Origin of the sequence: Paenibacillus sp. FSL H8-0261 (assembly GCF_045040645.1) — a bacterium.
Lineage (GTDB): Bacteria > Bacillota > Bacilli > Paenibacillales > Paenibacillaceae > Paenibacillus_AQ.
In genome coordinates, this window is record NZ_CP150297.1 from 6,607,506 (window position 1) to 6,629,121 (window position 21,616).

At 45.8% G+C, this 21,616-nt stretch carries 17 protein-coding genes; 7 read left to right on the forward strand and 10 right to left on the reverse strand.

Annotated elements, in window-relative coordinates; genetic code table 11:
- Positions 1-193 precede the first annotated feature (193 nt).
- From MHI27_RS29445 to MHI27_RS29460, 4 genes are read right to left on the reverse strand one after another with little or no spacing between them, the layout of a single operon-like run.
- Positions 194-1,267 carry a PotD/PotF family extracellular solute-binding protein gene (locus MHI27_RS29445; protein WP_042192703.1) on the reverse strand — a complete coding sequence of 358 codons (1,074 nt, stop codon included), beginning with the start codon at positions 1,265-1,267 and terminating at the stop codon, positions 194-196.
- Entirely contained in the window at positions 1,264-2,097 is an 834-nt protein-coding gene (locus MHI27_RS29450) for an ABC transporter permease (RefSeq protein WP_042131492.1), read from the reverse strand. Before MHI27_RS29450 ends, MHI27_RS29445 begins: the two co-directional genes overlap by 4 nt.
- Positions 2,087-2,899 carry an ABC transporter permease gene (locus MHI27_RS29455; RefSeq protein WP_042192705.1) on the reverse strand — a complete coding sequence of 271 codons (813 nt, stop codon included), beginning with the start codon at positions 2,897-2,899 and terminating at the stop codon, positions 2,087-2,089. The genes MHI27_RS29450 and MHI27_RS29455 overlap by 11 nt, the downstream gene beginning before the upstream one ends.
- Positions 2,889-3,998, reverse strand: coding sequence for an ABC transporter ATP-binding protein (locus MHI27_RS29460; RefSeq protein ID WP_042194671.1), 1,110 nt, complete (start codon positions 3,996-3,998; stop codon positions 2,889-2,891). Before MHI27_RS29460 ends, MHI27_RS29455 begins: the two co-directional genes overlap by 11 nt.
- A 308-nt stretch (positions 3,999-4,306) precedes the next feature.
- Here MHI27_RS29460 and MHI27_RS29465 point away from each other — a divergent pair, with 308 nt between their 5' ends.
- Entirely contained in the window at positions 4,307-5,404 is a 1,098-nt protein-coding gene (locus tag MHI27_RS29465; protein ID WP_052404453.1) for an aromatic acid exporter family protein, read from the forward strand.
- Between the two features lie 114 nt (positions 5,405-5,518).
- Here the strand turns inward: MHI27_RS29465 and MHI27_RS29470 are convergent, their stop codons facing one another.
- Complete coding sequence (locus MHI27_RS29470) at positions 5,519-6,406, reverse strand: DMT family transporter (protein WP_076284906.1); 888 nt, start codon at positions 6,404-6,406, stop codon at positions 5,519-5,521.
- 96 nt (positions 6,407-6,502) lie between these two features.
- Here MHI27_RS29470 and MHI27_RS29475 point away from each other — a divergent pair, with 96 nt between their 5' ends.
- The 3 genes from MHI27_RS29475 to MHI27_RS29485 are packed head-to-tail and all read left to right on the forward strand — an operon-like array spanning position 6,503 to position 9,800.
- Positions 6,503-7,399, forward strand: coding sequence for a LysR family transcriptional regulator (locus tag MHI27_RS29475; protein ID WP_405175244.1), 897 nt, complete (start codon positions 6,503-6,505; stop codon positions 7,397-7,399).
- A gap of 2 nt (positions 7,400-7,401) precedes the next feature.
- Positions 7,402-8,376, forward strand: coding sequence for an aldo/keto reductase (locus MHI27_RS29480; protein WP_042192711.1), 975 nt, complete (start codon positions 7,402-7,404; stop codon positions 8,374-8,376).
- A gap of 32 nt (positions 8,377-8,408) precedes the next feature.
- Positions 8,409-9,800: an aldehyde dehydrogenase gene (locus MHI27_RS29485; protein ID WP_042192713.1), complete on the forward strand. Its 1,392-nt coding sequence runs from the start codon at positions 8,409-8,411 to the stop codon at positions 9,798-9,800.
- A 61-nt stretch (positions 9,801-9,861) separates the two neighbouring features.
- On the opposite strand, the gene pgmB is transcribed toward MHI27_RS29485, so the two are convergent.
- The 5 genes from pgmB to MHI27_RS29510 form a co-directional block, all read right to left on the reverse strand.
- Positions 9,862-12,867 carry a beta-phosphoglucomutase gene (pgmB, locus tag MHI27_RS29490; RefSeq protein ID WP_405175245.1) on the reverse strand — a complete coding sequence of 1,002 codons (3,006 nt, stop codon included), beginning with the start codon at positions 12,865-12,867 and terminating at the stop codon, positions 9,862-9,864.
- A gap of 74 nt (positions 12,868-12,941) precedes the next feature.
- Positions 12,942-14,033, reverse strand: coding sequence for a carbohydrate ABC transporter permease (locus tag MHI27_RS29495; RefSeq protein ID WP_094868352.1), 1,092 nt, complete (start codon positions 14,031-14,033; stop codon positions 12,942-12,944).
- Complete coding sequence (locus MHI27_RS29500; protein WP_405176817.1) at positions 14,033-15,121, reverse strand: carbohydrate ABC transporter permease; 1,089 nt, start codon at positions 15,119-15,121, stop codon at positions 14,033-14,035. The genes MHI27_RS29495 and MHI27_RS29500 overlap by 1 nt, the downstream gene beginning before the upstream one ends.
- 142 nt (positions 15,122-15,263) lie before the next feature.
- On the reverse strand, positions 15,264-16,688 hold the full coding sequence (locus MHI27_RS29505; RefSeq protein WP_076285069.1) for an ABC transporter substrate-binding protein: 1,425 nt from the start codon (positions 16,686-16,688) through the stop codon (positions 15,264-15,266).
- Positions 16,689-17,020: 332 nt separating this feature from the next.
- Positions 17,021-18,025: a LacI family DNA-binding transcriptional regulator gene (locus MHI27_RS29510; RefSeq protein ID WP_405175246.1), complete on the reverse strand. Its 1,005-nt coding sequence runs from the start codon at positions 18,023-18,025 to the stop codon at positions 17,021-17,023.
- Positions 18,026-18,280: 255 nt separating this feature from the next.
- Here MHI27_RS29510 and MHI27_RS29515 point away from each other — a divergent pair, with 255 nt between their 5' ends.
- The 3 genes from MHI27_RS29515 (at position 18,281) to MHI27_RS29525 (ending at position 21,523) form a co-directional block, all read left to right on the forward strand.
- A complete protein-coding gene (locus tag MHI27_RS29515) occupies positions 18,281-19,294 on the forward strand; it encodes an LLM class flavin-dependent oxidoreductase (RefSeq protein ID WP_339267762.1) in 1,014 nt (337 codons plus the stop codon).
- A 476-nt stretch (positions 19,295-19,770) separates the two neighbouring features.
- Positions 19,771-20,838 carry a hypothetical protein gene (locus MHI27_RS29520; protein WP_405175247.1) on the forward strand — a complete coding sequence of 356 codons (1,068 nt, stop codon included), beginning with the start codon at positions 19,771-19,773 and terminating at the stop codon, positions 20,836-20,838.
- A gap of 31 nt (positions 20,839-20,869) precedes the next feature.
- Positions 20,870-21,523, forward strand: a complete 654-nt coding sequence (locus MHI27_RS29525) for a sortase (protein WP_405175248.1) — start codon at positions 20,870-20,872, stop codon at positions 21,521-21,523.
- Positions 21,524-21,616: the final 93 nt, after the last annotated feature.

Below are 21,616 nucleotides of genomic sequence, written 5' to 3' on the forward strand. Positions count from 1 at the left end.
TGTTATCCATCCTAGCCATTATACTACAATATACTTTCAGCCAAGAAGGAACGCCTTCGGCATCATTTAAAGGGTGATGATCGTTTCACGAAAGCGCAAAACTTATACTTTCTTATCTTTCAAAAAAGAGCGTCTAACACGGTAATCCGCATGTAGACGCTCTTGAAGTCGTTTGACTTTACCTCCAAACGACTTACTTTTTATTCATCTTAAACTTCAGGAAGAGCTCATTGTAATGAGCAAGCATCCGTTTGCCAAGATTATCATACACCTCAAGCCGATCCGTAATCTCAGCAGGCGGGTAGAAACGGGTATCCTCGGAAGTTTCCTTCGGAAGTAGCTCCAGCGCAGGGATGTTAGGTGTAGAATAACCTACGTATTCTGCATTCTTAGCCGCTACATCTGGGCGAAGCATGAAGTTAATGAACTTATGCGCTCCATCCACATTATCCGCAGTTCGTGGAATGACCATGTTATCAAACCACTTGTTCGAACCTTCCTCAGGCACTACATAATCCAATTTATCATTCTCATCCATGATCTCAGAAGCATCACCGGACCACACAATCCCAACGGCAGCCTCTTCATTGGCAAGCAGCATCTTGATCTCATCTCCGACAATCGCCTTAACGTTAGGAGACAGCCTATTCAGCTTGGTCAGTGCTTCTTGCAGGTGAGCCTCATCCCGGTCATTAACGGAATAGTGCAGGCTGTTCAAAGCCATACCCATCACTTCGCGTGCTCCATCCACCAAGAAAATGTTGTTCTTCAGCCTGCTGTCCCAGAGGGAATCCCAGCTGGTGAAGTCCATCCCTTTGGTCATCTCCGGGTTGAAGATAATCCCGACGGTTCCCCAGAAGTAAGGCACGGAATACTTGTTGCCAGGATCGAAGGAAAGGTCCATAAACCGCGGATCAACATTCTTTAGATTCGGAACCTTGCTATGATCCAGCGGTATGAGCAAATTTTCTTCTTTCATCTTAGCAATAGCGTAATCCGAAGGAATTACGACATCAAAAGTAGTTCCACCCTGCTCCACTTTAGTTAGCATAGCTTCATTAGAGTCAAAAGTTTGGTAAATGACCGTTAATCCGGTCTCTTTTTCAAATTCCTTCAACAGATCAGGATCGACATAGTCGCCCCAGTTATAGATAGTCAGTGTATTCCCTCCGGAATAGCCCTCTCTCGAGTTCATCCAGGAGCCCAAGTACATTAGAGCGAATGCCGTGATCATGATCGCCAAAAAAGCATTTACCAGCTGTTTCATCTAGGCACCCCCGCTTCCGCCACTGGCTCCGCCACAGCTTCCGAGGTATTCTGACGGTTCTTCTTAAGGGTCAGGAAGTAATAACCGACAACGAGCAGTATCGTGAACAGGAAGATCAATGTCGATAGCGCATTAATGGATAACGACACCCCTTGCCGAGCTCTGGAATAAATCTCAACCGATAGCGTCGAATAACCATTACCCGTTACGAAGAACGTAACTGCAAAGTCATCCAGTGAATACGTAAGTGCCATGAAGAATCCACTAAAGATCCCCGGTTTGATAATCGGCAGAATAACCTTAGTCAGAACATCCTTGCGGCTTGCGCCAAGGTCACGTGCGGCATCCGTCAGTGAAGGACTCATATCCTGTAAATGCGGCAGAATCATCAACACGGCAATCGGTACACTGAACGCGACATGCGAAAGCAGGACGGACACGAAGCCAAGCTTGATGCCTGCAATGGTGAACAAGATCAGGAACGATGCACCGATAATGACATCCGGACTAACGATCAACACGTTGTTCAGAGATAACAAGGTGTTTTTAGCACGGCGGTTCTGTACACTCTTAATGGCCAATGCACCAATAATAGCGATAAGCGTGGCGATAGCCGAGGACAGAAGCGCGATTACAAGCGTGTTAATCATGATGATAATCAGACGTGTATCCTGAAGGACCTCACGGTAGTAATCCAACGTAAAGCCCTCGAACTTGTGCATCGTCCCCCCGCTGTTGAACGAATAGTACATCAAATAGAAGATTGGCGCATACAGAACAGCGAACACTAGCACTAGGTACAGATTGGAGAACCCGTTTTTATTTCTCATTCCGCACCCCTTTCCGCGATCCGCCGGTAATAATCATAAACAGCGCCATAATAGCAATCAGAAACACTGCGACCGTGGAGCCCATGCCCCAGTCCTGTGTGACCAGAAAATGCTGCTCAATCGCAGTACCGAGTGTAATGACCCTGTTGCCTGCAATCAGACGAGTAATCATAAACAGGGACAGCGCTGGTATGAATACCGCCATACAACCGGAACGTACACCCGAAATGGTCAATGGAAAAATAACGCGCCGGAACGTCGTCCAGCCTGAAGCACCCAGATCACGTGCCGCATCCAGCAAGGATAAATTAAGATCCTCCAAAGCGCTGTAGATCGGCAAGATCATGAATGGGATAAAGATATACACAGATACAAATACAAAGCTGAAGCCCGTAAACAAAATTTGCTGTTCTCCGATTCCAAGCAGATCAAAGAAATTGTTGATTGGTCCGAACGTACCAAATATGCCGATAAAAGCGTAAGTTTTCAGCAGTAAATTAATCCATGTCGGTAAAATAATCAGCAATAACCATAGCTGCTTATGCTTCGTTCTCGTCAACAGATATGCCGCCGGATAGGCGACCAGCAAAGAGAATGCTGTAATCAAAAACGCATACCAGAATGAGGTCAGCGTCATTTTTAAGTACACAGGTGTAAAGAAGTTCACGTAGTTATCTAGCGTAAGATGCCCATCCAGATCAAATAGAGAATAATAGATGACAAGCAGTACTGGTGCGATTACAAACAAGGCGATCCACAGGTAATAAGGGATGAGATAATACGATCTGCCCTTATTCTTCATGACTCTCCACCTCGCCGTAAGCTTCCAGACGTTTGTCGAACTCTTCCTCCGTTTCACCAAAACGCATAACATGAATCGCTTCCGGATCAAAATAAAGGCCAATTTCACTACCTACCGTCGCCTTACGTGTAGAATGCACAAGCCATTCATGTCCGGATTCATCATAACAACTGATTTCATAGTGGACACCCCGGAACAACTGGGAATCCACTCGCACACGTAGCTTACCCTGTTCCAGCGTTGAAATTTCCAAATCCTCAGGGCGTATAACAATCTCCACAGATTCGTTTGGTTTAAGACCAGCATCAAAACATTCAAAGCGGCGCCCGTTAAACTCCACCAGATAGTCTTCAATCATAACACCCGGAACAATGTTGGACTCGCCAATAAAATCAGCCACGAAACGGTTAATTGGCTCATCATAGATATCATTAGGTGTTCCGCTTTGTTCGATTTTTCCTTTGTTCATGACAAAAATCCAGTCGGACATCGCGAGTGCCTCTTCCTGGTCATGTGTAACAAAAATAAAGGTAATGCCAAGTCGTTGCTGCATTTCACGCAGTATGTACTGCATCTCTGTTCGCAGCTTCAGATCGAGCGCAGATAGCGGCTCGTCCAGCAAAAGAACCTGCGGCTCATTCACAATCGCACGAGCAATAGCCACGCGCTGACGTTGACCACCGGACATTTCGTTAATGGCACGCTGCTCGTAGCCCACAAGGTTAACGAAACTTAGCGCTTCCTGCACCTTCTTCGTGATGACGTCTTTCTTAAGCTTCTTAATGCGCAGTCCGAAAGCCACATTCTCGAATACGTTCAGGTGTGGAAACAATGCGTAATCCTGAAAGACCGTATTGACCTGCCGCTCATTGGCTGGAATGTGGTTGATCACTTTACCGTTTAAATAGATAGAACCGCTTGTTGGCTCTGCGAACCCAGCGATCAATCGTAGAATAGTCGTTTTACCACAGCCTGATGGACCAAGTAGTGTATAAAATTTGCCGCGCTCTATCTCAAAGCTGACTCCTTTTAACACCGGATCTTCGTCGTCATATTGCTTGGTAACCTCTTCAAATGAAATAATGGTGCCTTCCTGAATAGCTATAGCTAACAACCTCCCTGCCTAAAGTATCACAATACTATTTTACCCGCATCTCGCGGAGAACAATCGAATGGGCATGCTCAGCGCTAATAAGCGACAATTCCTCCTCTCATTCGACACTCCAATAGATATAGCATATTAGATTGTACCATTATATGCGATAGCTTACATGGATAAGGAATGCGTAAACTTAACAACTTTGTAAAATATCCAGTCCTCCAGGCCTTTTTTAAGGTGTTATAATGAAAACGAACTGAAAGACCAGACAGTTTTTTTCATTTTTTTCCGAAAGAAGATGAATGATAATGAACGAGGGGTTACAAGACCGCCTTGAAAAATATGGTTTCTCACTTTACATGATACGAATTACGCTGGCCGCTTCACTTTCATGGGTCGCCGTACACAGCATATATGGTAGCCAATATTTATACTTTGCACCCCTTGCGGCTATCCTCATCACCCAAGCCAGTGTTAAAGCATCGCTAGAAAAAGGAATCTACCGCCTGATCGGCATTATTCTTGGCGGGATCGTTAGCCTAATTGTTGGCCAGTTTTTTGATGTAGGTGGGCTTTCTATCCTGCTCATTCTACTCATCGGGATTGGCATCGCTACGGCCTGTAAGATGAACATTCAAGCTGTCTCACAGGTGGGAGTTACTTCCGTCCTGGCTCTTACTTTCTACCAGAATGACTACGTGCTTTGGAGAATAGGGGAAACGTTCATTGGTGTGCTGATCGCCCTGGCCATCAATATGATTATCGTGCCGCCGAACAGGTTCGTCAAGGTAAAAGCATTGGCATTCGAAGGAAGTCTTCTACTTGCGGATGCATTAAAAGATCTCGTAGGCGTAAGACGTGATTCTCCGAAAGACAATTTGCTGGAGGAAGCAGGTAAACTCCTGTCGAATAGCAGCCGGGAACAGAAAGAAATGTTCTATACCCTCACACATTATCAGTGCCGGGGTGAACTGAAGGGACTCATACAGGCTACCTCACATCTAAAAAGCATTCATTCCTACGTCAAAGAAATCGCCGACGATATTCGTCTTCTGCCAGCGCATCACGCCTCTTCGGATTGGATGAAGGATGTGCTGGAATCAACCGCAGATTGCATTGCTCTTTATGGAACCAGAACCTTATCAGACGCCGAATGCCAACGTTCTCTTGCCGATTGCATACAACGCGCTCGAGACCTGCAACTGGCAAGTTTCTCTGAACTACAAGGGAATTGTTCGCTATCAAGCATTCGTGATCTTGGTGCGGTCTTCAGTCACTTAAACCGGGTGTTGGAGGAAGTAGAGCGGGCTAAATCTGCTACTTATGTTGTAGCCACTCGGCCCTCAACGGCTGAAGTCGCACGCGCTTTACGTTTTATTAAAAAGGGACTCTCCCAGAAGCTATAAGCTTCGGGAGTGTCCCTTTTGTTCAAATATAAGGATGCCGAAGGCGTTTATGCTTGCCTATTCATCAATATGCCCTCATACGCCCCTGATTACTACAATCACCACATAAATTAACTAAACCGACTGCTTCGCGGCACGCCCGATCCTCACGTTCACCAGAACAATGCTGCTAACAATAAGCAGTAGACCAATCACAAGATTCAAAGTAATCTGCTCATTTAAAAAGACTACACTAGTACCTATCGAGATCAGTGGAATCAAAAAAGTGAATGATCCGACCTTCCCTGCCTCTCCCTCGTTAATCAGCTTGAAATAGATCAGCCAGCCTAAAGCGATCACAAAGACTGCAATAAACAGCGTATCGGCTATAAACGTTCCACTCCAGGTGATATCCGACCACTTCTCTGTAGCAGATCCCGAAAGCAGCAAAATGATACCACCGATCGTTATTTGCATAGCGGTCATCCATAGCATATCCACGCGCACAGCATTTCGTTTCATATATACCGTTCCTAATGCCCAGCTCAAAGCACTGGCTAAAGCAAGCACAATTCCCCATATAGAGATGCTTCCGTTAAGTCCTCCAATACTGAGGGAGCCTACTCCGATGAACCCTAGCAACAGACCTGCCATTTTGAGCCCGTACATACTCTCTCCTAACCACAGCCATGAAAAAATGCCCAGCAATACCGGCTGCAGAAATACAATGGACGAGAATAATCCTGCGGGTACATACTGCAAGCCAATCGTCTGAAATCCATAATAAAACACGATACTTAATATAGCCGAAGTCAGATAGATCGGCCATAGCTGCTTGAAGCGAAGCTCCTTCATCTTAGGAAGTGCAATTAGAATCAGAATGAATCCGCCGATGACGGTTCGGATACCTGCAAATAATAAGGGCGGAGCGTAGTCTAAGGCGATTTTGGATATAGGCCAATTTATGCCCCATACAATCACCAAAAATATAAGAAGGATGATGCTTTTCTTCTGCTGATTCATGTATTCACTCCTTGGTGTAGATTCATCACAAATGATACAATAATTAAGAATATAAATGAAATGAATAATACTCATAAGGGGCATATCATATTTGTTATGAACAATAATCAAATTCGTTTGTTCGTCAAAATCGCGGAAAGCGGTAGTTTTACCAAAGCTGGTGTAGAACTGAATATGACCCAACCTGCTGTCAGTCGAGCAATTTCCTCTTTAGAAGCCGAACTGGATGTAAAGCTATTACTCCGAGATCGACGGAACGGTCTAACGCTTACTGACATCGGCAAGCGTATCCTTGTTATTTTTCGTGAAATTCTAATGGGCTTTGATAAGGTCAATCAGGAGATTTCCGCCGAGAGGGGGCTTGAGAAGGGAAGCATTCGAATTGGGGCTTTTCCAGTGGCTTCCGCCTATTTTTTACCGAAGATTATTAGCTCTATCACTGAAAGATATCCGAATATTACGATTAGCCTGCAGGAGGGCTCTATCGCCGAAGTCAGAGAATGGCTGGAATCCAAAGAAATTGATGTTGGCTTATTGCTCGCTCCTTGCGAGGCGTTCGAAACCATCCCACTATATAGAGAAAAGCTGTACGCTGTAATCAGAAATGACCATCCTTTGCACGAGCGTTCTGTCATAGGTGTTAGAGAATTAGCCGGTGAGCCTATGCTGATCTGTAAAGCAGGTTATGAACCACCGGTGGTAGATTTATTCCGCAGAAGCAGCAGCTATCTGAATGTGAAATATGTGGTTAATAACTATGCAACAGCTCTTAATATGGTTCAAGAGGGGCTGGCTGTAGGTGTGATGTCTGAGCTATCCTTGTTATCTTTACCTCCAAATGTAGTAACCCGTGAACTGCAGCCCGACGCCTATAGAGATATACATATCGCAGTCAGCTCGCTTACCGATACTTCCATAGCTGTAAAGATGTTCATGGATACAGCTCTGGATCTTTTTACTAAGCCTAAAAAAATGGATGATGAGGAGTGCTGAAGATGAACTTTAAAAGACTTGGAAATAGCGGACTACAAGTATCCGCATTGGGACTGGGGACAAATGCTTTTGGTAAAAGGGCGGATCAAGAGACCTCCATTCAGATCGTACATACTGCGCTGGATCATGGCATTAACTTTATCGATACCGCTAATATTTACGCCGGCTCCGAATCTGAACGAATCATCGGTCTGGCCTTGGAAAGTAGAAGACATGAGGCTGTTCTCGCCACTAAAGCAGGCTTAGTTAAGCATGACGGACCTAACGGAAGCGGCTCCTCGAGGCGCCATTTGATGCAGGAATTAGAAGATAGTCTTCGCCGCCTAAAAACGGACTATGTCGATCTATACCAGATTCACACCTTCGATCCCAATACGCCACTCGAAGAGACGTTACGGACCCTGGACGATATGGTATCTTCGGGCAAAGTACGCTATATCGGGGCTTCCAACTATACAGCATGGCAATTAATGAAGGCGATTGGAATTAGTGAGGCACGGAGCTTCGCCAAATATATTTCAATTCAGTGTAGCTATTCCTTAGCAGATCGGACCCCGGAGAATGAGCTTCTCTCCCTTTGTCTTGATCAAGGTGTAGGGATTATTCCTTATTTTCCACTGGCGGGCGGAATTCTCACAGGCAAATATAATTCAAACGGTTCCGCACCTTCAGGGTCCAGAGCAGATACCGATCCTAATTTCAAAAGATTCCTGAATCATGAACGGATCGAACTGGGGAACAAAGTGGGACAGATCGCTGAAGAACTGGGAACCTCTTCTACTGCACTTTCCTTAGCTTGGCTCATGAATCGTCCTGCCGTCTCGACAGTTATTGTGGGGGCTACACGCGTGGAGCAGCTGGAACAGAATTTGCATAGCACCTCCATTCAGCTTAACGAAGAAACAGTGAGCAAGCTGGATGAGGCAAGTGATTCCTTCCGCTTTGGCGAGCCTTTCGCTTTTTATCGGCTCCCATAGTCTGAACTACTATAATGAAGGAGGGGAGTATTATGACAACACATACAACGGCTAGTATTCAAGTGATGCTTGAAGAGCATAAGGACTTTTTCAATCGTGGCGCAACTAAAGAGGTTGCCTTTCGGCTTAGTCAGCTTCAGAAACTCAAAGACAGCATTAAACGATACGAGGTTCGCATTATCACTGCCTTACAACAGGATTTAGGAAAAAGTGAGTTCGAGGCTTATGCCACAGAGATTGGCTTCACCTTGGACAGCCTCGGTTACATGATGAAGCATCTCAGACGTTGGGCGAAGCCCGTAAAGGTTAGATCACCACTGCATTTATTTCCTGCGAAGAGTTATATCTTAAGTGAACCTTACGGTACCGTGCTCATTATAGGTCCTTTTAATTATCCATTTCAGTTGCTGATCGAACCGCTTATAGGCGCCATTGCCGCTGGAAACTGCGCTGTCCTCAAGCCATCGGAGAGCACACCAGCCATTACGGCTGTTATAGAGCAGCTCATTCAGGAGACCTTCGAACCCCAGTATATTCGCGTAGTTCAGGGGGAGAAAGAGACCACCAATCTGCTGATCCATGCCAAGTTTGATTATATTTTCTTCACGGGCAGTGTTCCGGTCGGTAAAATCGTGATGGAAGCCGCTGCGAAGAATCTAGTGCCTGTAACCTTGGAGCTTGGCGGGAAAAGTCCGGTCATTGTCGACACATCAGCCAATCTTGATGTTGCAGCGAAGCGAATCGTATGGGGAAAATTATTAAATGCCGGTCAAACCTGTATCGCCCCCGATTATTTGCTCGTTCATAAGGACATTGCTAATGAATTGATCACCAAAATCAAACATCAGATTACTGAATTCTACGGTCAAAATGCGCAGCCGAATACAGATTATGGCCGGATCGTAAATGAGCGCCAGCTGCAAAGACTCGCCAGTCTCATTGAACGGGATCGGGAAAAGGTGGTTATGGGCGGAACCGTCATTTCAGAAGAACGTTATATTGAACCTACACTAATCTATCCTGCCGCTTGGACTGACGCTTCTATGGAAGATGAGATCTTCGGTCCGATCCTACCCATATTGGAATATCATCAATTGGATGAAGCTATCCGGAGTATTAACGAGCACCCAAAACCACTTGCACTTTATCTATTCACAGAGGATAAAAATGTTGAACAAGAGGTGCTTTCCCGAGTCTCTTTCGGAGGAGGCTGCATCAATGATACGATCTCGCATGTGGCGAACGCTAGCTTGCCGTTTGGTGGGGTAGGCAACTCTGGAATCGGCGGTTATCACGGGAAGCACAGCTTTGAAGTCTTTTCCCACCGCAAAAGCATCGTTAAAAGAGGCACACGAATCGACCTCGGGATTGTGTACCCACCCTATGGGAATAAGATCAAGCTTGTACGAAAAGTATTAAAATAGACAAAGCAGCAAGCCTCCCATGACTGGGAGGCTTGATACTTTTCAGAGGAACCACTTTTCATTATTTGAACAGCTGTACCAATTTCTCTACATGTAACTCCGCGGTAGAAGGGAACCAGAGCTCAGCACTCTCTTTCAAGGATGGACTTCCGGCTCCAACGGACCTCATACCAGCGGCTTTGCTGGCAGCTATCCCCTCCGCTGTATCTTCGATAGCTACGCAGCAGTCAGGTGATATACCCAGCATCTCGGTAACCTGTAAATAAATTTCCGGATCTGGCTTGCCCATACGGATGTTTTTAGGGTCAGCAATCGCCTGAAACAAGCGCCCGATCTTCAATCGTTCAAGAATCAGCATTGCATTCTCATTAACGGAAGCCAGTCCGACAGGGATTCGCCTTTTCTTCAAATCGGTCAGAAGACTATGGATACCCGGGTGCAAATCATCCGGTGTCATTTGTTGAATCAGCTGTTTATACTTTTCGTTCTTTTTGTTGCAGAGCATTCCTTTTACCGGTTGGGGTAAATTCAGACCGCTTCCCTCCAGTAGAATCTCTAAACATTCCATTCGACTATGGCCCTTCAGACGTACATGCTTCTCTCTATCAAAAGAAATCGCCAGCTCATCGGCTAAGGCTTTCCAGGCCAGATAATGATACTCACTAGAATCGGTAATAATCCCGTCCAGCTCGAAAATAACAGCTTCAAGCTGCTTCACATTTGAAAGGGACACCGGCTTCTTTACAGTTAACTGCACAAGGCTCCCTTTATGTAGAATTTCAACCACTTCACCTGTCAGTAGTGTATAGATCACTACCTTACTATCAACATAAATATCCAATAAATGCCCACCGCTTGTTATTTTAAATCGATAGCTGTCCCATTGTGCTGGCAAGGCAGGATTAAAGGATAGCATACCGCCACATAAGCGCATCCCACCAAAGCCATTCACAATCGACAGCCAAGATCCTGCCATAGCAGCAGTATGCAGCCCGTCCTTCACATTGCGGTTAATATCATCTAAATCCATCCGTACCGTGCGGTCAAAATAGGCGTACGCCCCCGTTAAATCACCAATCTCAGCAGAAATAATACTGTGAATGCACGGTGACAAAGAAGAATCATGTGTCGTTAGCGGCTCATAGTAATTGTAATTGCGGATCTTGTCCGCCAAGCTGAAATGATCACCTAACAGAAACATGGCCATCACCAGATCTGCCTGTTTGAGCACCTGATGACGGTAAATCACCAACGGATGGTAATGAAGCAGAAGTGGATATTTATCCGCTGGCGTATGTTCAAAGTCCCACTTCTTCTTAGTCAGAAACGTATCATCCTGAGCATAGATGCCAAGCTCATCATCAAAAGGGACATACATTTTTTCTGCGGCGACCAGCCAATCACCAGGCTCTTCCTCAGTCAGACCAATCTTGCCCTTCAGACGTTTAAAATGCTCCGGATACTGCTTTCCTAACAGTCTGGCTATCTCATATGCATAATAGAGTTGATCCCGTACCATAAGATTAGTGTATGCATTATTGTTAACGATAGCTGTATACTCATCTGGACCCGTTACTGCGTCAATACAGAACGCACCCTCCCTGGCTGGATTAAAATGACCCAGATCCACCCAAAAGCGGGAGGTCTCGAAAATCATTTCCGCCCCCTCCAGGACCAGAAACTCATAATCGCCAGTTGCCCGCACATACTGTTTAATGGCATAGGCAATATCCGCGTTAATATGCATTTGTGCTGTTCCTGCCGGAAAATAGGAAGAGTTCTCAGCCCCGTCTATGGTGCGCCAAGGATACAGTGCTCCCTTCTGAGACATCACTGCTGCCCGTTCCCGTGCCTTATCTAACGTAGCATAACGAAACTCGAGTAGCTTCCGGCTAATCTCCGGCTGTGTAAATGTAAAGAAGGGTATCATATACATCTCAGTATCCCAGAAATAGTGACCTTCGTATCCTTCACCCGTCAGGCCCTTGGCCCCGATGTTCGTAACCCCGTCGCGTCCTACGGATTGCAGCAATTGAAAAGCATTAAAACGGATTCCCTGTTGAAGCGCAAGATCGCCCTGAATCTCCACATCGGTATGTGCCCAGAATTGATCCAGAAAAGCCCGTTGTTCATGAACTAGCGCTTCAAACCCACAGTTCTCCGCCAAGTGTTGCACTTCTAAGCACCTGCCTAACAGCTCGTCTTCTGCATAATCCTTAGAAGTGTGATACGAAATGTACTTGGTCAGGGAGATCCTTTCCCCCATTATCACTGGAACAACCCATTGCATGGACAATCGCTGATCTTCTAGCTGCACGAGCCTTTCATATCCAGCGCTACATTTCAGACTGTGGCTTATCCCTGTTAAAAGAGCAAACCCGGTATGCCGCGTCCTCTGCTTCATCCACAAAAAGGACTGCTCGAGCTCATGCCCGGTTTCGACTAGCAGCAAATTGGGTTCCTTACTCCCTGATCCCAGCCGGGGGTCATCCGTGACCTCCGGCCTTTGGATCTCACCATCGATCGATGAAGTAAACGTTAGGGTTCCCTCAAAATTCAATGCCTTGACCTCGTAATCTATGGCCGCTAAATGTTTATGCTGCATGGCCACCATCCGACGAATGTTCAGCTGTACCCTGTGTCCGGCAGGAGATTCCCATTCTACCTGCCGATGCAAGATCCCATTTCGCATATCCAGCTTCCGTTCATAACGGTGCACTTGCCCACTGTTCAACTGAAAGGTATGACCCTCAATGCTGAGCTCAATAATCTTGGCGTCCGTCACGTTCAGCATAGCTTGGTTGCGGGAGGGATACCCATAAGCTCCCTCTGGATACACAATAGGCTCGGAATCAAAAAATCCATTCAAGTAGTTCCCTGTTACAGATGAGCCCGAGTGGCCATGGTAGCCTTCCTCGAAATTACCGCGCATGCCAATGTATCCATTACCCAGAGCAAATACACTTTCGCTTCTTTGATTGTTCTCTTCATCATAAGTCTCCTCATCAAGACTCCACTCCCGGTAAGGATACACCACAGCCGGATGTACGTATGGTTTCATCTTCATCTCTCTATGCTCCTCCTGACACAGTTTTGTTCAATTAGCTATACTTTATCCTTATAATTCCTGCAATGTTCAAATCAACCTTTTATTGATCCACCCATAAGCCCTCTGACGAAATACTTTTGCAGCAGGAAAAAAATCGCGAGCGGCATCAGCATGGAGATAAATGCAGCCGAGGTGAGTAAATGCCAGTCGTTGCCTCGTGAGCCTACTAAGTCGGCGATCTTCATCGACATGACCTGCACTGACGGTTGATTGCCGATAAAAATCAGCGAGACTAAATAGTCATTCCACACCCATAGGAATTGAAAGATTCCGATAGAAGCCAGTGCGGGCACAGATAACGGTAGAATCAGCCTACTGAAAATAGTGAAATGGCTCGCCCCATCCATAAAAGCCGACTCAAACAAATCCTTAGGAAGCTGACTGATAAAGTTATACATAAAGTAGGTAACCAGCGGTAATCCAAAGGCCGTATGCGCCAGCCAAATGCCCAAGTAGCTTCCGTTCAATCCAAGAGCCGTATAATCTTTAAGCACTGGAATAAGTGCCACTTGTATTGGAATAACGAGCATTGCGATAATGATGACAAAAAGCGTGCGGCGCCCAGGAAAACGTAGCCAAGCAAAAGCATAGGCGGCAAAAGAAGCGATCAACACCGGAATGACCGTCGCTGGAACAGCAATCGTCAGTGTATTCCAGAAGGCCTGCGACAATCCGGTGCCTTTTTGCACCGTTTCACTGCCATCAGCTTGCTTGAGCTTGTATTCCTTGCCCGAGAGCACGTTATTGTAGTTATCCAATGTGAGATCCGGTGTCATTTTCCAGCCTTGTTCCTGTTGATTTATGGTACGCGCTCTGCGGTTCTCCCACATCAAACGACTGCCATCGGCCTTCACGCCTGCCTTCAGCTGCTCATCGGTATAGGTTTTACCGTTTACCTCGATCGGCTCCCGCAGATCCACATCCTTCGATAGCTGAAGGGTCTCTCCAGCCTTCCACTCCTGATGGGGGAAAGCTTTCCACCATCCAGTCTGCAGAATATCGGCAGCCGGACGGAAGGAGGAAATGAACAGCCCAAGGGTCGGAAGCAACCAAATGAAACAAATCACACCCAGCACGATATTAACAATCGTCTTGCTGCCTTTTCTCTTCTTTTTCCCGGCCATTAGAATCCCCCTTGCTTACGGAACTGACGTAGATTGATTATGATCACAGGCAACACCGCGATCAGCAGAACAATAGCCAGCGTGGAGCCGTAACCGAAATTCCGGTACATAAAGAATTGGCGGTAAAACTGTGTAGCCACTACCTCTGTATCGTATTGACCTCCTGTCATCACCATGACGACGTCAAATATTTTCAATGTAAAGACGATAATGGTCGTTGTCACAGTCAGAATGGTTGCTGAAATGTAGGGGATCATGATTCCAAAGAAGATCTTCACCTCATTAGCACCATCTACTCGTGCAGCTTCCAATATGTCGTCAGGAACTCCCTTAATAGCTGCCGAGAATATCACCATCGCAAATCCGGTCTGCATCCAGATCAGAATGATGATGAGGAAAAAGTTATTCCACGGCTGAAGCATACTCGTCCATGCCTGTGGTTCTCCCCCAAAATAAGTAACGATGGCGTTCAAAAGTCCAATTTGTTCATCGCCGGGTTGATAGTAATATACAAACTTCCAAATAACGCCTGCGGCTACAAAAGAAATAGCCATCGGCATAAAAATGATCGATTTAGCTAGCTTCTCATAGCTGCTTCTGTCAGCAAGAATTGCAATCAAGAGCCCAAAAGCTACACATGCCAGTGTACCAACGAATACCCAAAGTAAGTTGTTACGCAGTGCCGTCGCCATTAGATGGTCGCTAAAGATCGCTGCATAGTTGCTGAGACCCACAAATTTCTCTGAAGAAGCATTGAAAAAGCTTAAATACAGCGTCCGCAGCGCAGGCAGCACCAATAGCCACCCCAATATAATCACTGCCGGACCAATAAAAATATAAGGCAATACCTTTCGGTGTACGTAATCAGGATATTGCTCGACTGCCAAGGTAAGTGTGTAATAGATCAGATAAACACCCAGAACCCCCCATAGAACAGCTAGAACCGCCGTTAGTAGCGGGTTTAGCGTGGAATCCCGAAAGAATAAAAAGATCGAGCCATTAACAACAACATTGGCTATTAATACTAAAAGAGACAGCAATACCGCCCTAAGGCTTACCGTCTGCTTGGCTTTCAATTGTGGCTTCATTTGTGGTTGTGGTTGTAGTTGTGATTGTCCACCCATATTAGCTCCAGCTCCTCCTATACTCACGCTTTGGAAAACAAAAAGAGGGGCAGAGAACCTTCAAATCTCGCTGCCCCTCTTTTAACTGTGTGCTTTCAATATTAGGTTAGTTGTTCCAGCCAGACTGGATTTGTTCCAACGCCTGATCCAGCGTCGCAGTACCACTTACGTAGTCGGTCATACCCTTCCAGAAGGTACCTGCGCCCACTTTGCCCGGCATCAGGTCAGAGCCATCAAAGCGCAGCGTGGAAGCATCCTGAACCAGCTTTGCCATCCGGCGATCGGATTCTGAGGTATACCAGTCCAGGGAAGCATCATTCATTGGAGCAATTACGCCGCCCGATTGCACCCAGCTCTTAATGGATTCTCCTGTAGTAAAGAATTCCATAACTGCACGAACTTCAGGACGATCGTTGAACATCGCGTAAATATCGCCAGCAACTAGCACTGGTTTACCATATTGAGGATCAATAGGCGGCAGGTAGAACCAATCATAATCTACATCAACCTTTGCGGTTTCAGGGAAGAAGCTTGTAATAAAGTTGCCGAGCATATTAAACCATGCTTTAGGAGGATTATTGAACATTGGCGCTGGGGCATCCCCGAACGATGTCGTCACGATGGATTTTGCACCACCATAGACATAATCCTTGTTGAGCCAAATTTTCGACATGGTTTCAACTGCATTCTTCACTTCTGGAGAGGTAAATGGCAGCTCACCTTTTACCCATTTATCGTAGTTCTCAGGTGTAGTTGTGCGCAGCATTATATTTTCTACCCAGTCTGTTGCCGGCCAGCCTGTTGCAGCACCACTCTCGATTCCAATAGCCCAAGCAGGATCACCATCTTTCGCAATTTGTTCCGTCAGAGCCATCATCTCATCCCATGTCTCAGGAACCTTGTAGCCTGCTTCATCAAATTGCTTTTTTGGATACCAGACCAAGCTCTTTACGTTACTGCGGTTCCAGATCCCCGCCATGATCTTGCCGTCTTTCCCGTCCATATTAGACATATCAAGCCAGCTCTTGTTGTAATTAGCCGTCAATTTGGCTTGATCCAGCACGTTAGTTAAATCGATAACCTTGCCAGTCTTAGCAATCGAGGCTAGCAGTCCCGGCTGCGGGAAATCAGCGATATCCGGAGCATTTCCACCGTCTACTCGAATGTTTATCGTAGCTTCGAACTCTTTTGAGCCCTCGTATTGAATATCAATTCCTGTCTTCTCTTCAAACTCTTTAATACTATTCTCAAATTTCACTTGGTCAGCATCTACGAAGGGGCCGAACATCGTTACTTTAGTTCCTTTATAGTCGCCCTTCATGGCTAGCTCTAGCGGAGATCCCGATGGCTCGGTGCTAGGAGCAGTTGTAGCTTTCTCAGTGTTATCTGCTGTTGGGCTGGTAGTCGCCGCAGGTGGATCTGTAGGCGCTGCATTGTTGTTATTGCCTCCGCCGCATGCGCTCAGCATCATAGTGAAGGATAAACACAGTACTAAAGCCAATGACTTTTTACGTCCTGAGGTTTTCTTCATCTTTTGTACATCCCCTTTAATGGTTTTAGAGATTGCTTCTGACTCAATCATCCGGTACCCTGGCATGTATAAGCAGCTTGTAGCAGATCACCTCCTTGCAAAGCTTTTCAGAATCTAAGGATCTATACTAAAAAAGAATCCAATCACAAATTCCAATTAATTGTAGCGCTTACATTTGTTATAGTATCATATAAAGTAAGCGTTTCCAATCTGTATTTGAAATGTTTTGGTAAAAATTATTTTTATTGTCTAAGCAAATATTCAAATGTTGCTTAAGACGAGCGCTGAATTCTGAAAAGCTTTTCAAAGGGTGGTACAAAAGTGAACTACTCCTATTTTTCTCGTGTAGATTCCCGCACAATCAGCTTATGCTCCATCTTCTCATTCAATACCTGCACTTCACCTGTTGTAAGCAATTCATGCAGCTTCTCGGCCGCACGATACCCTAACTCGTAAATTGGCTGTGCAATCGTAGTTAGCTTCGGGATGAACATACCCGACATCCTTAGATTATCAAACCCAATCACGGATACCTGACCCGGAACAAGAATATTACGATCCTTCAGATAAGAAATCGTCCCCATCGCGAATTCATCAGCAACACAGAAAACAGCAGTTAGCTCGGGGTAATCCGTAAATAGTTCGTGCGCAGCTTGATAAGCATGTTCAAACCGGTGACTGGCATATTTGCTCTTCACAATATTCTGCTGTAGCCCTGACTCTGTTAGTGCTCTTACAAATCCCTCATAGCGTGGTGGTCCTGATACGGAATTATCATGGTTAAAACCAATCATACCAATGTCTTTATGACCTAAATCAATCAGGAACTTTACCGCATCATAGGCAGCCGCTTCATCATCCACCTCCACACTTGGAATGTCGAACTCATCGGAATGCGAGGATACTAGCACAAATGGAATTCTACAACCGACCAATTTGTCATGATACTCAGGGTAAAGAAAATCACTGGCGAATACAATTCCATCCACCTGCTTCTCATGGAAGTTATCAATATAGGACAGTAGTCGTTCTTTGTCGCGGTCCGTATTGCAGATCATTAGACTATACCCAAGCTTGATACAAGCATCCTGCATCCCCCGAATCACCCCTGCGAAATACAGGTTCTCAATATCCGGAATAAGCAGGCCCAGTGTAAAGGACTTCTTGTAAATCAAACCACGTGCAAATGAATTAGGTTGATACTGCAATCGTTCTACAGCCTCCATCACTCGATTCCGTTTGCTCTCCACTACCGAATTCGGTGCATTCATAACACGTGACACTGTGCTAATCGACACCTCGGCCATTCTGGCAACATCTCTTATGGTTGGCTTCATAATGATAACTTCCTTTTTTAGGGAACTTTTCGATGTGATTATAGCAAGCCCGATTGGAAATAACAATAGAATTTTTGAAGCGCTTACATCATTTTAAACAATTCATCTTTCCTCCTCTTTCTTCACTCGGAAGATAAACAACTTACTTAAAGTGTGTATATAGTTTTATTACATGGTATACTATCCGAGTAGCGATATTCGTAGCTACAAATACTGCTCTATGAGCATAGAGCATTTATTATAGGAGGGATAACATTGAAACAACCTCGTGACATTCGATTCTCCGTACTGGACCTGGCTTCTATTGTGGAAGGAGGGACCGCGGCAGACTCTTTTCATAACTCTCTAGATTTAGCTCGGAACGCTGAGAAGTGGGGCTATCATCGGTATTGGTTCGCTGAACATCATAATATGATCGGAGTTGCCAGCTCTGCTACCTCACTCTTGATCGGACATATTGCTGGTGGCACCCAAAGTATACGTGTTGGCTCTGGTGGCATTATGCTATCCAACCACGCACCACTTGTTATTGCCGAACAGTTCGGGACTCTCGAATCTCTATATCCGGGACGGATCGATCTTGGACTGGGCAGAGCACCCGGATCTGATCAACCAGCTTCCCGTGCGCTGCGTCGCGGGCTCGGAAGCGATGGCAGTGAATTCCCTGAGCAGCTAAGTGAGCTAAGAGCTTACTTCGACCCTGCAGGAGCAGGATCGCGCCCAGCTGGAGTACGCGCGGTTCCTGGGGAAGGCTTAAATGTTCCCATCTGGCTCTTAGGCTCCAGCGGCTTTAGTGCTGAGCTAGCAGCCAAGCTAGGGTTACCTTTTGCCTTTGCCAGCCATTTTGCACCTGAGTATTTACTTCAGGCGCTGCACATATACCACAGTAATTTCCGTCCATCAGAAGTACTAGACAAACCTTATGTTATGGTCGGACTAGGGGTTACAGCAGCCGATACTGTAGATGAGGCAAGAAAGCTAGCTACCTCGCAGCAGCAGCAGTTCCTCAATATCATCCGCGGGCGTACAGGCAAGTTACAACCACCCGTTGAGAGTATGGATGGGCTATGGACGGTACAAGAAAAAGCAATCATGCTCGATAAGCAGCGTTATTCTTTCTCTGGCGATAAAGCAGCGATTAAAGAACGACTTCAAGACATTCTGAAAGAGACACAAGCAGATGAATTGATTATCTCCGCAGGGATTTATGATCATGAAGCTCGTCTTCGTTCCTATGAAATTGTAGCTGAGGCTATGAAAGAACTGTAAGATTGCAGTCTTAACAAGGCAGGACGTTATCTGAGTATCGGGAATTCTCCCGTTTCAGATATGCGTCTTGCCTTTTTTGTTTTGTTTTCGAAACCGTTCTTAATAAAACACTACTAAGATAGTAAAAAACATAAAAATAAAGAGATATAGAGAGAAATCAACAGATAAAGAGACCATATACTTACTATTTAAGCAAATATGATCTAATTAGTTGTAATACATCATTTTTCTTTGGATATCATTTTGATTATACTTTATATATTCGCTATAACGAACGATTTGTATTTTGGCTATGCCCTCTTTCTCCGTTCATTCAGAGAGATTCCCCCCCACAAATGAAAGAGTGGTACTTCACAATACCACTTATTTCGACAATGTAGAATGGAATAATCGTTTAAAACGGAGGATTTTGCCGGAAGCCCGCAGATTTTGTTTTTCAACAGCTACAATGGGCTCAGGAGAAAGGAGCAAAGAAAGTGAAGAAGAAATACCATTCGGTCTTCATAGCTGCTTACGTTCTGATTATTCTGGTAGGAGTAATATGGCACGCTGGAGGGGTAAGCGCTCAGGATACCATTAAGCTTACTGTGAATTCTCATACCACGAGCACAGCCACCATGAACAATATGAAGCCCGGTGACGAAATGAGCTCAGAGTACACGATTATTAATGATGGCACAGAAGGCTTTGATTACTTTGTGGACTTTAAATTCATCTCTGGAGACGTAGAGTTGTACAATATTCTCCAAATGACACTCGAAAAAGAGGGAGTAATCATCTATTCGGGAGTGATGAGTGAGGCTGCTGGCAGAGTAACCATCGGTTCACTTGCTGGAGGAGAGAAGAGTGTAATTCAAATGGATGTAACCTTCCCATGGGAAGCCGGCAACGAATATCAAGGGAAGGCCACGACCGTAGCTTTTGAATTCTCCGCTTCCGGAGAACCAGGTCCAACCACCGAGCCTACTTCAACGCCTACGCCAACAGCGACGGTTGCACCTACACCTGATCCATCACCTACAGCAACGGCAACAGCAACAGCAACAGCAACAGCAACAACTGAACCTACTACAACACCTACTGAAACACCAGCAGCTACACCTGAAGCTTCACCGTCACCTACGGTTGCACCAACCACAACACCTACGGATTCACCAACGACTACTGCCTCACCTACAGCTGTCGTAACACCAGGTCAGTCAGTGCCTCCAACAGCAACAGCAACACCATCGCCTACACCTACGGCTTCACCGCCTGCAGTCGATGAAATAAGCGTTACTGAAGAACCGATTCCAATGGGCGGAAGCAGTAATGAGCCTACACCTGCAGCGTCACCAGGTGCTGGTAGTCAAACCACCAGTGCAACACCTCAGCCAAGCGATGAGGTAGCCTTACCTGACGGCGACATTCCTTTGGGAGCACCAGAGGCAGGCAACGAGCTTCCAAATACCGCCGAGCCTTGGTATAACTTAATTCTGGCCAGCTTAGCTATTGCGGTACTCAGCGTGATCATCATGCGCAGATTGAAATCGAAGAAAGAATAACATTTAGTAATATAAGTCTGGAGGAGAGAGTATGAAGCAGCGTAATGGTGTTTTATTAACCGTGAAGCTAATCTTCATACTCTCTTTAGTTGTGCTGATTTATTCGATCGTCCAAGTCGTCAAAGCACCCATCGAGGCCAAGCAGGCCCTAAATGATTGGGCAAAAAAGAGGGAGGAAGCCATCGCCCGCCCCCTTTCAAATGAAGAGAACCCTCTCCCCAAGGGAATGGTCAGTTCTTCAAAAGAACAACCATCTTCTCCTCCCTCCTATAAAGAGGGTGAAGTGATTGGAGAAATCCGCTTCCCCACCTTAAATAAGAAGGTGGCTATTCTGGAGGGTACGGAAAGCCCTGAATTAAAAAAAGGAGCTGGACACTATATAGGTAGCGCAGCCATCGGTGCCATCGGTAATAGCGTGCTTGCTGGACACCGTGATACCGTATTCCGCAATCTAGGAGAACTCGTCGCAGGAGATCTAATCGAACTGGAAAGCATGGACGGTACGTTCACCTATGAAGTGACAGGCAGCACGATTGTAGACGGGACTGAACGCGGCGCAATAAAACCAAGCGATAAGGCTATTCTTACCTTGATCACCTGTTATCCTTTTTCATACGTGGGGTCAGCACCGGACCGGTATTTACTTTCAGCGAAGCTAGTAAAGAAAGAAATATCGCCTCATTAAAGCTAATCTTAACTCTTAATCTTCCTCCTCAGGGATGAGACCGGATATGGAAAGTGATACTATATAGATACAACAGTAATGAGGAGATGACCC

What these genes read in the sequence shown, in the direction of transcription:
- MHI27_RS29505 (WP_076285069.1), bottom strand. Translation starts at nt 16,688, where the DNA reads ATGAAGAAAACCTCAGGACGTAAAAAGTCATTGGCTTTAGTACTGTGT.
- MHI27_RS29445 (WP_042192703.1), bottom strand. Translation starts at nt 1,267, where the DNA reads ATGAAACAGCTGGTAAATGCTTTTTTGGCGATCATGATCACGGCATTC.
- MHI27_RS29475 (WP_405175244.1), top strand. Translation starts at nt 6,503, where the DNA reads ATGAACAATAATCAAATTCGTTTGTTCGTCAAAATCGCGGAAAGCGGT.
- MHI27_RS29465 (WP_052404453.1), top strand. Translation starts at nt 4,307, where the DNA reads ATGAACGAGGGGTTACAAGACCGCCTTGAAAAATATGGTTTCTCACTT.
- MHI27_RS29450 (WP_042131492.1), bottom strand. Translation starts at nt 2,097, where the DNA reads ATGAGAAATAAAAACGGGTTCTCCAATCTGTACCTAGTGCTAGTGTTC.
- MHI27_RS29485 (WP_042192713.1), top strand. Translation starts at nt 8,409, where the DNA reads ATGACAACACATACAACGGCTAGTATTCAAGTGATGCTTGAAGAGCAT.
- MHI27_RS29495 (WP_094868352.1), bottom strand. Translation starts at nt 14,033, where the DNA reads ATGGCCGGGAAAAAGAAGAGAAAAGGCAGCAAGACGATTGTTAATATC.
- MHI27_RS29455 (WP_042192705.1), bottom strand. Translation starts at nt 2,899, where the DNA reads ATGAAGAATAAGGGCAGATCGTATTATCTCATCCCTTATTACCTGTGG.
- MHI27_RS29470 (WP_076284906.1), bottom strand. Translation starts at nt 6,406, where the DNA reads ATGAATCAGCAGAAGAAAAGCATCATCCTTCTTATATTTTTGGTGATT.
- MHI27_RS29525 (WP_405175248.1), top strand. Translation starts at nt 20,870, where the DNA reads ATGAAGCAGCGTAATGGTGTTTTATTAACCGTGAAGCTAATCTTCATA.
- MHI27_RS29500 (WP_405176817.1), bottom strand. Translation starts at nt 15,121, where the DNA reads ATGAAGCCACAATTGAAAGCCAAGCAGACGGTAAGCCTTAGGGCGGTA.
- pgmB (WP_405175245.1), bottom strand. Translation starts at nt 12,867, where the DNA reads ATGAAGATGAAACCATACGTACATCCGGCTGTGGTGTATCCTTACCGG.
- MHI27_RS29510 (WP_405175246.1), bottom strand. Translation starts at nt 18,025, where the DNA reads ATGAAGCCAACCATAAGAGATGTTGCCAGAATGGCCGAGGTGTCGATT.
- MHI27_RS29480 (WP_042192711.1), top strand. Translation starts at nt 7,402, where the DNA reads ATGAACTTTAAAAGACTTGGAAATAGCGGACTACAAGTATCCGCATTG.